Origin of the sequence: Blastococcus atacamensis (assembly GCF_002938425.1) — a bacterium.
GTDB classification, from domain to species: Bacteria; Actinomycetota; Actinomycetes; order Mycobacteriales; family Geodermatophilaceae; genus Blastococcus; species Blastococcus atacamensis.
In genome coordinates, this window is the sequence record NZ_POQU01000049.1 from 17,157 (window position 1) to 28,874 (window position 11,718).

Consider the following 11,718-nt stretch of genomic DNA (forward strand, 5'->3'; position numbering starts at 1 on the left):
GGGAGGAGCCGGTATGACCGAGCCGATGGGTGAGGAAATCCGAGCCCTGGCCCGGCCGCTGCGGACTTCCGCGGACCTGGATCCGCTGATGCGGCGGATCGGGGACGCCCGCGTGGTGGCGATCGGGGAGGCCAGCCACGGCACCCACGAGTACTACGCCTGGCGTGCGGCCCTGACCCGCCGTCTGGTCGAGGAGAAGGGCTTCACCGGCGTCGCCGTCGAGGGGGACTGGCCCGACTGCTACCGGGTCAACCGCAGCGTGCGGCTGCGCCCAGGCGCCGACGAGGACCCGCGCGACGCACTCGACGCCTTCTCCCGGTGGCCCACCTGGATGTGGGCCAACGACGACGTCGTCGAGTTCTGCCGCTGGCTGCGGCAGCACAACGCGGCCCTGCCCGAGGACCGCCGGATCGGCTTCTACGGCATCGACGTCTACAGCCTCTGGGACTCGATGCACGCGCTGGTCGACTGGCTCGCCGAGCACGAGCCCGACCACGTCGAGCACGCGAAGCGGGCGCTGGCCTGCTTCGAGCCCTTCGGTGAGGACGGCGCCGAGTACGCCTTCGCCGGCCGGTTCGCCCCCACGTCGTGCGAACAGGCGGCGGTCGACCTCCTCCGCTCGCTGTGCGAGGAGCGCGGGAACGCCGAGGCGGAGGCCGACGCGGAGGCGCGGTTCTCCGCCGAGCAGAACGCCGCGGTGGTGGTCGACGCGGAGCGGTACTACCGGGCCATGGTGCGGGGCTCGGCGGAGTCGTGGAACGTGCGCGACGTGCACATGGCCGACACCCTCGACCGGTTGCTCGACCACGCCGGCCCCAAGGTCGTGGTGTGGGAGCACAACACCCACATCGGCGATGCCCGCGCCACCGACATGGCCGACCACGGGATGACCAACGTCGGTCAGCTGCTGCGCGAGCGGCACGGCACCGACGACGTCGTCCTGGTCGGCTTCGGCGGGTACCGGGGCGGCGTGATCGCGGGCACGGAGTGGGGCGCGCAGATGGAGCCGATGACCGTGCCCCCGGCGCGTCCCGGGAGCCTGGAGGCCCGGATCCACGACGCCGTGGCCGACGACGCGCTGTTCGTGTTCCCGCGCGGCGAGCGGCCCGGGTGGCTCCGCCGCCGGCTGGACCACCGGGCCATCGGCGTGGTCTACCGGCCGTCGCGGGAGACGTGGGGCAACTACGTGCCCACGGTCCTGGGCGACCGGTACGACGCGTTCCTCCACCTGGAGGACACGACGCCCCTGCGGCCGCTCCACCTCGAAAACGCCGACGAGCACGTGCCCGTCGCGGCGTTCGGCGCATGAGCGCGCCCGGGTCCGCGTCGTCGGGCCGTCTCGACAGCCGTCCCACGGCCACGCCGCTCGGCGACCCGTGGCCGGCCGGGGTGCACGAGCTCGACCTGGGCGGCGGAGCCGAGGTGCTGCTGGCGGTCCCGCCGGGGGAGCCGTCCCCGCGGCCGCTGCTGGTCTTCTTCCACGGCGCCGGCGGGGAGCCGCGGCAGAGCCTGGGGGCCGTGGGGCAGGCGGCGGCGGAACGCGGCGTCCTGGTGCTGGCGCCGCGCTCGGCAGCGGCCACCTGGGACCTCATCACCGGCGGCCTGGGCCGCGACGTCGCCGTCCTCGACGCAGCGCTCGGCGAGGTCACCCGGCATGTGGCGGTCTCCCGGTGCGCCGTCGGCGGCTTCTCCGACGGGGCGTCCTACGCCCTGTCGATCGGCCCGGCCAACGGCGACCTGTTCGACGCCGTGCTCGCCTTCTCCCCGGGATTCGCCGGGCCGCCGGTGCAGGTCGGCCGGCCGCGGATCTGGATAACCCACGGCACCGGTGACCGGGTCCTTCCCGTCGATCGCTGTGGCCGGCGGCTGGCGGCGGTGTTCGGTGGTGCCGGGTTCGACGTCACCTACGACGAGTTCGACGGAGGGCACGTCGTGCGGCCGGTCGGGGTCACCGACGCGCTGGACTGGTGGCTGGGCCCGGCCTGACCGTCACATGGAGCGGGTCTCGCCGGCCCGGTCGGCGAAGGCGTCGGTGGTCCGTCCCTCCAGGGCGGCGGTGACCTGTTCCCGGTGGTGCCGGACCATCCCGGTGTCCGTCGGGCCCCAGTCTCCGGACCACTCGCCGGCGACCAGGTCGGCGACCCGGGCCACGTCGGCCCGCTGGTGGTCGTCCCGGCAGGCGACGGCGACGTCGCGCAGCATGCGCAGCAGGGCGGCGATCAACGTGGGTTCGCTCGCGCCGAACCGGGCGACCTGACCGGCAGCCAGCTCCAGGTAGTACCGCAGGTCCCGGTCGGGGACGATCGCCCGGCCGACACCGTCCTCGTCCTCGTGCAGCGTCGCGCCCAGGTGGCGGCCGGCGAGCCTGACCAGCAGATCGGCCATGTGACCGATCGCCGTGGCCGCCGTGACCGGGTCGTTGATGGACGGCGACATGGCCTTGACGGCGATGTCCTCGAGCTGCCGGAACCCGAACCCGGCATCCTGGTCGATCGTGCGCTCGTTGTTGAGGACGACGGCGGCGTGCACGGCGTCGTCGAGCTCCTCGGACCGGCACCACACCGTCGCCAGCGGCGTGCCGATCGTGACCTGGTCACCGGGGCGGACCTCGATGCGGACGAGCCCGTCGTGGTCCCCTGCCGCGGCCACGAGCGTGCCGACGTCGAGCACCTCGACGAAGCCGCTGCCGGACGCGCAGACCAGTCGTCCCTGGCTCGCGTCGAGGTCCAGCTCGTCGGGCGACCGCTGCCCGTGGCCGTCGTAGGGACCGTAGAAGGTCTCGATCGCCCGGCGGGCGTCGTTGTGCACCCGGGTCATCATGGTGTCGACGCGGAGCATCCGGGCCATGTGGCTGATGAACGCCAGCAGCGCGCCCACGGAGGCGACGCCGAGCAGCGCCGCGACCAGGCACACGAGCGTCGGCACCGGTTGGGAGCTGTTCACCCCGCGCAGGCCGGAGACCGCGAAGACGAAGGTCGCCACCAGGATCGACAGCACCCGCTTGGTGACGCCGTCGCGGACGAAGTCGCGCAGCAGCCGGGGGGAGAACTGCTGGGAGGCCAGCTGCAGGGCCACGATCGTGATGCTGAACGTCAGGGTCGCGATGGTGACCGCGGCCGTGGCCACCATCTGCAGCAGCGATCCGGCGGCGCTGGTGTCGGCCGGCCAGAGAGCGGCGAGGAACCCGCCGCGCGGCTCCACCATGCCGAGGGCCCACCCCGCCACGGTCGCGACCGAGCCGCTGACGGCCGGCCAGAACCACAGCGGCCCTCGGGACCGCGCGGCACTCTCCTGTCCCCGACGACCTGCCATGTGCGGCGCCTACCCCGCTGCCGGGGTGGTGCACGCATGGCATCGGCCGGGCCGGTCCGGCCGATGCCTGCGAGGGATCAGGCCGACTCCCGGTTGGTCGGGTCCCCGCCCTGCGGAGAGGTGTTCTTCGGGCCGCCGGTCTTGGAGACCTCCCAGCCGTTGCCCAGCGCCTCCAGCGCCAGCCGGCCGTACACCTGCTGCTGGGTCGCGACGCGCTCCGAACGGCCCCGGCCGAGGAAGCTCACCATCCAGTGCAGGACGGTGGTGACCCGGCTCTTGAAGCCCACGATGTACATGAGGTGCACGACCAGCCACAGCACCCAGGCGATGAAGCCGCTGAACTTGAACTTGCCGATGTCGGCGACGGCGGAGAACCGCGAGATCGTCGCCATGGAGCCCTTGTCGAAGTACGTGAAGGGCTTCGGCTGCGGAGCCTTGCCGGTCGCCCGCCGCTTGATGGTCTCCGCGGCGTAGCGCCCGCCCTGGATGGCCACCTGGGCGACGCCGGGCAGCTTGGTCAGCGCCATCATGTCGCCGACGACGTGGATCTCGGGGTGGCCGGGCAGCGTCAGGTCCGGCTGCACCGAGATGCGCCCGGCGCGATCGACCTCGGCCCCGGTCTGCTCCCCGAGGATCCGGCCGAGGCCGCTGGCCTGGACGCCCGCGGCCCAGATCTTGGTGGCCGCCTGGATGCGGCGGACCTGGCCGTCGGAGTCCTTGACCTCGAGCCCGTCGGCGTCGACGTCGGTCACCATCGCGCCGAGCTGGACCTCGACGCCGATCTCGTTGAGCTGGCGGCGGGCGCGGTCGCCGAGCTTCTTGCCGAAGGAGGGGAGGACGGCGGGGGCGGCGTCGAGCAGGACGACCCGTGCGCCGGTCGGGTTGATGCTGCGGAAGTCCCGGCGCAGCGTGCGGCGGGCCAGCTCGGCGATCTGGCCGGCCATCTCCACGCCGGTGGGGCCCGCGCCGACGACGACGAAGGTCAGCAGCCGGTCGATCTCGGCCGGGTCGGTGGCGATCTCGGCGAGCTCGAAGGCGCCGAAGATCCGGCCCCGCAGCTCCAGGGCGTCGTCGATGCTCTTCATGCCGGGCGCGAACTCGGCGAACTGGTCGTTGCCGAAGTAGGACTGACCGGCGCCCGCGGCCACGATCAGCTCGTCGTACTCGTACACCGTCGCGCGCCCGAGGATCTCCGAGGTCACGGTGCGGTTGTCGACGTCGATGGTGGTGACCTCGCCGAGCACCACGCGGGCGTTCTTCTGCCGGCGCAGGATCTCGCGCGTGGCCGGGGCGATCTCGCCCTCGGAGAGGATGCCGGTGGCCACCTGGTAGAGCAGGGGCTGGAACAGGTGCTGGGCCGTCTTGCCGATGAGCGTGATGTCCACCGGGGCCTTCGCGAGCGCCCGGGCGGCGAAGAGGCCACCGAAGCCCGAACCCACGATGACGACGCGCGGCCGGCCGCCGGTCGGGAAGCTCGGGACGTCTGCCTGCGCTGGTGATGTCGTCATGATGATTTATCCTCCCACTCGGGCGCGAGCCTGCCTGCGCACCCCGGCGAGATGCAGCTCACAGTGCATGCCGCCTGGCTCGCGGAGGCGGCGCCGGCCCGGTAGACCCCTCGGGGTGCCTGCTCCGGTGTCCGTCGTGCTGGTTCCCGGTCTGGGGCTCGATGAACGTTCCTCTCGCCGGTTGCGGGAGATTTCGCCCGGCGAGGTCGTGCTGCTGCCCGGCATGGGACGACCGGAGCCGGTCCCGGGCCTCGACGACCTCGCCGCCGAGCTGCGCGCCGCGCTGCCCGGCGGACCGGTCGTCCTGGTGGGCCACTCGCAGAGCTGCCAGGTGGTGGCCGCCGCGGCCCACGACCCCCGGGTCACCGGCGTCGTGCTGTGCGGTCCGACCACCGATCCCCGGACGCGCCCGCTCCGGGTGCTGGCGTGGCGCTGGCTGCGGACCGCGGGAGCCGAGCCGTGGTGGCAGGTGCCGCTGGTCCTGCGGCAGTGGTGGCACACCGGCCCTCGGGCCATGGCGGCGCTGTGGCGGACGGCCGCACCCGACCGGATCGAGGCGCGGCTGGTCGGGCTGCCGGTGCCCGTCGTCGTCGTGCGCGGCAGCCGTGATGCCCTCTGCCCGGACGACTGGGCTCGGCGGGTCGCGGCCGCGGCGCCGCGGGGGGAGCTCGTCGAACTCCCCGGCGCGGCGCACATGACCCCGCAGACCCACCCCACCGAGATCGTGGACGTCCTCCGCCACATGACGTGAGGAAACGGCCCTGGTGACGTGCTGGAACGGCCACCCTTCAGGGACCCGCGCCGAGCTTGCGAGGTGCGGGGAGAAGGGTGGTCCTTCTACTGGCCGTCGGTGCGGCCCCGGACCTCCGCGTAGCGCTCGCGCACGTGCGCCGCCGGTGCCGCGTCGAACTCCTGCAGCCCCGGCTGGGCCCACTCAGGAGCGGCGTCTGCACCCGAGAGCACCCAGGCCGCCTGGCGCGCGGCACCGTCGGCGACGTACTCGCCCGGCGGCGGCACGAGCACCGGTCGGCCGAAGATGCCGGGCGCCAGCTGCTGGACGGCGGGGGAGCGGGCCGCGCCGCCGATGAGCAGCACCCGCTCCACGGCGACCCCCTGGGCGACGACGGCCTCGATGCCGTCGGCCAGCCCGCACAGCAGCCCCTCGATCGCGGCCCGGGCCCAGTGCGCCGGCGTCGAGGACCGCAGGGTGAGGCCGTGCACCGACCCCGTGGCGTTCGGCAGGTTCGGCGTCCGCTCGCCCTCCAGGTAGGGCACGAGCACCAGCCCGGCGGCGCCCGAGGGGGCCGACAGCGCCAGGTCCGACAGCGTCGCGTGGTCGACGCCGAGGAGTGCCGCGGCGGCGTCGAGCACCCGGGCGGCGTTCATGGTGGCCACCAGCGGCAGGTGGTTTCCGGTGGCGTCGGCGAAGCCGGCGACGGTGCCGGTCACGTCGGCGACGGCGGTGGGCGTCACCGCGGACACCACGCCGGAGGTACCGATGGAGACGACGACGTCGCCGGGCCGGGCGGCCAGGCCCAGCGCCGCGGCGGCGTTGTCGCCGGTGCCGGGGCCCAGCACCGCGCGTCCGTCGGCGAGGGTGCCGACGCGCTCGGCCGGTCCGGCGACCCGGGGAACGGCGGGCCGGCGCCCGCGCAGGGCGTGCTCGAGCAGGTCGAGCCGGTACTCGCCGGTGCGCGCCGACCAGTAGGCCGTGCCGCTGGCGTCGCCGCGGTCGGTGACCAGGCTGCCGAGGTCGCGGTCGGCCGACAGCCGCCAGGTGAGCCAGTCGTGGGGAAGGCAGACGGCGGCGGTGCGGTCGGCGTTGGCGGGCTCGGCATCGGCCAGCCACCGCAGCTTCGTGGCGGTGAACGACGCCACGGGGACCAGGCCCACGGCGTCGGCCCACGCGCGCCGCCCGGCGCCCTCGTCGCCGTCGCCGAGCTCGCGGATCAGGTCGGCCGCGGCCGGTGCGGAGCGGACGTCGTTCCACAGCAGGGCGTCGCGGACGACCTCGCCGTCGGCATCCAGGCAGACCATGCCGTGCTGCTGACCGCCGACGGCCAGCGCCTCGACGTCGTCCAACCCACCGGCCTGGGCGGCCGCGGCCCGGAAGGCCTCCTCCCAGGCCTGCGGCGCGACCTCGGTCCCGGCCGGGTGGGGCGCGCGGCCGGAGCGGACGAGCTCGCCGGTCGCGGCGTCGCGCACCACGACCTTGCAGGCCTGCGTGGACGTGTCGACGCCCGCGACGAGGGTCATCGGGGGGAGCCGGCAGCGGCCGGACGGGGTCGCGGCGAGCACATGGAGGTCATGGGTCCGGGACCTTAGGCGGCTCCTGCGGACCCCGCGAGAGCGACTCGTCTTGACCGACTGCGGCTCCGCCCCTAATTTGTTTGCGCAACCGACAAATATCGGACGGGCAGCGAGGAGGTGGGCATGGCCGAGGAACCGCCGCTCTACGACGGCTCGTCGGAACGCCGTGCCCCCGCCGACCAGGCGACCGTCCGGCGCAACAACCTCGGGCTGGTCCTGCGGCACCTCCGCGACCACGGCCCGCGCTCCCGCGCTCGCATCGCCCAGGAGACCGGCCTGAACAAGGCCACCGTGTCCAGCCTGGTGGCCGAGCTCGCGGAGCGGCGGCTGGTGAGCGCCGGGGAGGTCGACCGGGCCGGCTCGGTGGGGCGCCCCGGCCTCATCGTGCACCTGGACGGGCGGTCCGTCTGCGGGATCGGCGTCGAGCTCAACGTCGACTACGTCGCCGTCCTGGTGCTCGACCTGCGCGGCGAGGTGCTGTTCGAGCGCCGGCACGCCATCGACATCCCCTCGCTCGGGGCCGAGGAGACCCTGGACGCCGTGGCGCGCGCGGTGACCGAGGCCGTCACCGCGGCGGGGGAGGCCGGCGCCCGGCCGACCGGGGCGACCGTGGCGGTCGCCGGCCTGGTCCGAAGCGTCGACGGCGTCGTCACCCTGGCGCCCAACATCGGCTGGCGCGACGTCGCGGTGCTCGACGGGCTGCGGTCCCGGCTCGCCGTCGACTTCCCGATCCGGGTGGAGAACGACGCCAACCTCTCGGCGATCGCGGAGTGGGCCATGGGTGCCGAGGCCCGCACCCCCGACCTCGTCTATTTGACCGGTGAGGTCGGTGTCGGCGGCGGCGTCATCGTCGCGGGCCGGCTGCTCCGCGGCGCGGGCGGGCTGTCCGGCGAGGTCGGCCACACGTCGCTGGGCGATCCGGACGTCGTCTGCGGGTGCGGGCGGCGCGGCTGCTGGGAGACCGTCGTCGGCCTGGCCGCGCTGCTGCGCGCGGCCGCCGATCCCGGCGACCCCGTGCGCGATCCCGGCCGGGACCTCGAGACCCGGCTGGCGGAGGTGGCCCGGCGTGCGCAGGCCGGCGACCGGCGGACGCTCGACGCCCTCCGCCAGGTCGGCACCTCGCTGGGCACCGGGGCGGCTGTGCTGATCAACGTGTTCAACCCCCGGGTGGTGCTGCTCGGCGGCTACTTCGCCGTGCTGGGCAACTTCCTGATGGAACCGCTGCTCGCCGAGCTCGACGCGCGGGTGCTCGGCCCCGGCATGGCCGGAGCGCGCGTCGTGCTCTCCACCCTCGGCTTCACCGCCGCCGTCCGGGGCGGCGCGCACGTCGCCCTCGAGTCGGTCTTCGACGACCCCACGCTCGTGGCCGAACCGCTGCTCGGCCCCGCGGCTGCCCGCTGACGAACCCGCTCATCCACCAGGTCGTCGACCTGGTGTCCACGCCCGACCCGGACGGAGAACCACCCATGACCGACCGCTACACGCCCACCGCGGACGACAAGTTCAGCTTCGGCCTCTGGACCGTGGGCTGGCAGGGAGTCGACGTCTTCGGTGGCCCGGTGCGCCCGGCGCTCGACCCGGTGGAGTCGGTGCACCGGCTCGCCGAGCTGGGTGCCGCCGCGGTCACGTTCCACGACGACGACCTCGTTCCCGATGACGCCACCCGCGACGCCACCCTCGAGCGGTTCAAGAAGGCGCTCGCCGAGACCGGCATGGGCGTCGAGATGGCCACGACCAACCTCTTCGGCGCGCCGGTCTTCAAGGACGGCGGCTTCACCGCCAACGACCGCGCCGTCCGCCGGTACGCGATCGCCAAGGTGCTGCGCAACATCGACCTGGCCGCCGAGCTGGGCGCCAAGACCTACGTGCTGTGGGGCGGTCGCGAGGGTGCGGAGTCCGGGGGCAGCAAGGACGTCTCCGCCGCGCTCGACCGCTACAAGGAGGGCCTGGACGTCCTCTGCTCCTACGTGCGGGAGAAGGGCTACGACATGCGCTTCGCGCTGGAGCCCAAGCCCAACGAGCCGCGTGGCGACATCCTGCTGCCGACCATCGGCCACGCCATCGCCTTCATCAACTCACTCGAGGAGCCGACCCGCGTCGGCCTCAACCCCGAGGTCGGGCACGAGGAGATGGCCGGGCTGAACTTCGCCCAGGGCATCGCCCAGGCGCTGTGGCACGACAAGCTCTTCCACGTCGACCTCAACGGCCAGCACGGCCCGCGCTTCGACCAGGACCTGCGCTTCGGTGCGGGCAACCTGCGCGGCGCCTTCTGGACCGTGGACACCCTGCTGGGCGCGGGCTCCGGCAAGGCCTACGACGGCTACCTGCACTTCGACTACAAGCCGCCGCGCACCGAGGACATCGAGGGCGTGTGGGAGACCGCTCGCGCCTGCATGCGCAACTACCTGATCCTCAAGGAGAAGGCACAGGCGTTCCGGGCCGACCCGGAGGTCGCCGAGGCGCTGGAGGCAGCCCGCGTCGCCGAGCTCGCCGTCTCGACCCTGGGCGAGGGCGAGTCGCTGGACGCCCTGCGCGACGAGGCCCACGACCCCGAGACCCTCGGCGCCCGTGGCCTGCAGTTCGAGCGGCTGGACCAGCTGGCGATGGAGCACCTGCTCGGCGTCCGCTGAGCCGCACCGGAGCGGGCGGGCGGGGTCACGGCCCGCCCGCTCCGGTCAGGCCCGCCGTCGGCTCGCTCCGACGGCCAGCACGGTGAGGACGACGATCGCGGCGACCTCGACCCAGAACGTCTCCCACCACAGCGGCGCCGCGGTGCTCTCCACGAAGCCGAACAGCCCCACGGTGGTCGAGAGCACCAGCGCCGCCAGGCTTCCCGCGGCCGCCAGCGCGCCGGCGACGGCGACCCAGCGCAGCAGGCCGCCCACAGGGAGCAGGAGCAGCGCCGCGAGCACGAACCCGGCGACGGCGTTGGCCAGGAAGCCCGGCCCGACGACGGCGATGTCGCGGTAGCCGTCCCCCCACAGGTCGGCGTGGATCCAGGCCATCGCTGCGAGAAGCACCGCACCGATCAGGCGCAGCGGCCACACCAGGGCCATCAGGTGACCTGGACGGTCAGTTCCATGCCCATCGAGCGGTGGTTGCCGATGGAGCAGTAGAAGACGTACTCACCGGCCTCGAGGTCGACGGTGACGGTGGCCGACTCGCCCGGTCCCAGGATGTCGGAGGCAGCCACGTCCTCGCCGTCGCGCTCCACCACCAGGTCGTGGGTGGCGCTGCCGTCGTTGACGACCTCGATCTCGTAGCTGCCGGCGCTGAGCTCCTGCTCCGCCACGGCGATGCTGAAGTCGTCCTCGGTCGCCGTGATGGTCTGGACGGCGCTCTCCGAGCCGGCAGCACCCGAGCTCGTCGCCGGTGCGGACGCCTCGCTCGACCGGGGGGCGGCGTCGGTGCCGTCCATGCCGCCGCTGCAGGCGGAGACCGCCGCGAGGGCGCCGGAGAGCAGGGCAGCCGCGGCGATGCGGCGGGGGCGGTGGGAGGTGCGGGACATGGGGCACTCCTCGGATCGGCGGGCCCACCCGCTGGGCTGCGCGCGGGCCCCGCTCACCCCGCAGCGGTGACTCGGGTCGCCCGGGATGTCAGGCGTTCGTCCGCGGGGGCCGATCCGGATGGGTCAGCCCGCCGCACCAGTCGGTGACGATGCCGAGGACCTCGGCGTCGACCGGGGAGCGCAGCTCCTTCTTGTAGGCGCTCAGCGAGGCGGCGCCGGACTGCCGACGCAGCGTGTGCGTCAGCTCGGGGACCAGGTGGGTCTCCACCGGGCCGCGCACGGTCGCGGCGAGGACGGCGAGGTCGTCCGGCTTCACCTGCAGGTCCTTGGCGCCGGTCAGCGCGAGAACCGGCATCGTGACGGCGCGCAGGTCCTCACGCGGGTCGTGAGCCATGAACTCGTGAAACCACCGGGCGTTGAGCCGGGCCCCTCCGATCCGGGCGACGTCGGTGGTGGTGGCCCGGATGCGCTCGTGGTTGGCCGCCACCTTCTTCTCCAGGTCGACGCGCAGGAGGCGGAGCAGCGCGCGCACCGGGGCCGGCAGCGTGGGCGCGATCTGGCGGGCCTGCCAGCGCAGCAGCTCCCGGGGGTCGCGCTCATCGCGAGCAGCACGAGGCCGGCCACCGGCGCGCCGCCCGCGGCGAGTGAGGCGGCCAGGATCGCGCCTTCGCTGCGCCCGGCGACCACCACGCGGTCGCCGTCGACCTCCGGCCGGGAGCGCAGGGCTTCCAGTGCGGCGCCGAGGTCGTCGACGTTGTGCTGGAGGCCGGCGGCGCGCCAGTCGCCGGGGCTCCCGCCGACCCCGCGCTTGTCGTAGCGGAGCGAGGCGATCCCCGCCTCGGCCAGCGCGCACGCGAGCTGCCGGGTGACGTCGAAGCGCGCCCCGTCGGTGGTTGGAGTCGCGGTCGAGCGGGCCGGAGCCGGCCGCCAGCAGGACGGCGGGAGCGGGCGGGGGCGTGTCGGGCAGCGTCAGCGTGCCGGCCAGAGGCGCCGGGCCGGACACCTGCACGGGGAGGGAGCGCACGTCAGCGGGGGAGGGTGAGCGCCGCCGCGACTGCGGTGGCGTCGTCGGTGCCGATG

The 11,718-nt window shown here is 74.2% G+C and carries 10 protein-coding genes and 1 pseudogene; 5 read left to right on the plus strand and 6 right to left on the minus strand.

All coding sequences use genetic code 11. From position 1 onward, the window contains the following. The first annotated feature begins 13 nt into the window (after positions 1-13). Positions 14-1,309 carry an erythromycin esterase family protein gene (locus tag C5508_RS12495; RefSeq protein ID WP_198598051.1) on the plus strand — a complete coding sequence of 432 codons (1,296 nt, stop codon included), beginning with the start codon at positions 14-16 and terminating at the stop codon, positions 1,307-1,309. Continuing rightward, a complete protein-coding gene (locus C5508_RS12500) occupies positions 1,306-1,986 on the plus strand; it encodes an alpha/beta hydrolase (protein ID WP_104525275.1) in 681 nt (226 codons plus the stop codon). The genes C5508_RS12495 and C5508_RS12500 overlap by 4 nt, the downstream gene beginning before the upstream one ends. 3 nt (positions 1,987-1,989) lie before the next feature. Here C5508_RS12500 and C5508_RS12505 read toward each other — a convergent pair whose 3' ends face one another. Both C5508_RS12505 and C5508_RS12510 read right to left on the minus strand, forming a co-directional pair. After that, a complete protein-coding gene (locus tag C5508_RS12505; RefSeq protein ID WP_104525276.1) occupies positions 1,990-3,312 on the minus strand; it encodes a DUF2254 domain-containing protein in 1,323 nt (440 codons plus the stop codon). Positions 3,313-3,389: 77 nt separating this feature from the next. Further along, entirely contained in the window at positions 3,390-4,820 is a 1,431-nt protein-coding gene (locus C5508_RS12510; protein ID WP_104525277.1) for an NAD(P)/FAD-dependent oxidoreductase, read from the minus strand. Positions 4,821-4,935: 115 nt separating this feature from the next. Here C5508_RS12510 and C5508_RS12515 point away from each other — a divergent pair, with 115 nt between their 5' ends. Further along, positions 4,936-5,571 carry an alpha/beta fold hydrolase gene (locus C5508_RS12515; RefSeq protein ID WP_157944084.1) on the plus strand — a complete coding sequence of 212 codons (636 nt, stop codon included), beginning with the start codon at positions 4,936-4,938 and terminating at the stop codon, positions 5,569-5,571. An 86-nt stretch (positions 5,572-5,657) separates the two neighbouring features. Here the strand turns inward: C5508_RS12515 and C5508_RS12520 are convergent, their stop codons facing one another. Then, a complete protein-coding gene (locus C5508_RS12520; protein WP_104525288.1) occupies positions 5,658-7,076 on the minus strand; it encodes an FGGY-family carbohydrate kinase in 1,419 nt (472 codons plus the stop codon). Positions 7,077-7,253: 177 nt separating this feature from the next. Between C5508_RS12520 and C5508_RS12525 the strand changes: the two genes are divergently transcribed. Then, complete coding sequence (locus C5508_RS12525; RefSeq protein WP_104525278.1) at positions 7,254-8,531, plus strand: ROK family transcriptional regulator; 1,278 nt, start codon at positions 7,254-7,256, stop codon at positions 8,529-8,531. A gap of 65 nt (positions 8,532-8,596) precedes the next feature. Continuing rightward, positions 8,597-9,760 (plus strand): xylose isomerase, encoded by a 1,164-nt coding sequence (xylA, locus tag C5508_RS12530; protein WP_104525279.1) that lies wholly within the window; start codon positions 8,597-8,599, stop codon positions 9,758-9,760. A gap of 45 nt (positions 9,761-9,805) precedes the next feature. On the opposite strand, the gene C5508_RS12535 is transcribed toward xylA, so the two are convergent. From C5508_RS12535 to C5508_RS20725, 3 genes and pseudogenes are all read right to left on the minus strand, one after another. Beyond that, a complete protein-coding gene (locus C5508_RS12535) occupies positions 9,806-10,186 on the minus strand; it encodes a hypothetical protein (protein ID WP_104525280.1) in 381 nt (126 codons plus the stop codon). Then, positions 10,186-10,638, minus strand: coding sequence for a cupredoxin domain-containing protein (locus C5508_RS12540; protein ID WP_104525281.1), 453 nt, complete (start codon positions 10,636-10,638; stop codon positions 10,186-10,188). Before C5508_RS12540 ends, C5508_RS12535 begins: the two co-directional genes overlap by 1 nt. A gap of 336 nt (positions 10,639-10,974) precedes the next feature. Further along, positions 10,975-11,544, minus strand: a pseudogene (locus tag C5508_RS20725) (alpha/beta hydrolase family protein); the annotation flags it as partial. Positions 11,545-11,718 lie beyond the last annotated feature (174 nt).

Bases quoted from the DNA above. Each gene is read 5' to 3' on its own strand.
- C5508_RS12495 (WP_198598051.1), top strand. From the start codon at position 14: ATGACCGAGCCGATGGGTGAGGAAATCCGAGCCCTGGCCCGGCCGCTG.
- C5508_RS12500 (WP_104525275.1), top strand. From the start codon at position 1,306: ATGAGCGCGCCCGGGTCCGCGTCGTCGGGCCGTCTCGACAGCCGTCCC.
- C5508_RS12505 (WP_104525276.1), bottom strand. From the start codon at position 3,312: ATGGCAGGTCGTCGGGGACAGGAGAGTGCCGCGCGGTCCCGAGGGCCG.
- C5508_RS12510 (WP_104525277.1), bottom strand. From the start codon at position 4,820: ATGACGACATCACCAGCGCAGGCAGACGTCCCGAGCTTCCCGACCGGC.
- C5508_RS12520 (WP_104525288.1), bottom strand. From the start codon at position 7,076: ATGACCCTCGTCGCGGGCGTCGACACGTCCACGCAGGCCTGCAAGGTC.
- C5508_RS12525 (WP_104525278.1), top strand. From the start codon at position 7,254: ATGGCCGAGGAACCGCCGCTCTACGACGGCTCGTCGGAACGCCGTGCC.
- xylA (WP_104525279.1), top strand. From the start codon at position 8,597: ATGACCGACCGCTACACGCCCACCGCGGACGACAAGTTCAGCTTCGGC.
- C5508_RS12535 (WP_104525280.1), bottom strand. From the start codon at position 10,186: ATGGCCCTGGTGTGGCCGCTGCGCCTGATCGGTGCGGTGCTTCTCGCA.
- C5508_RS12540 (WP_104525281.1), bottom strand. From the start codon at position 10,638: ATGTCCCGCACCTCCCACCGCCCCCGCCGCATCGCCGCGGCTGCCCTG.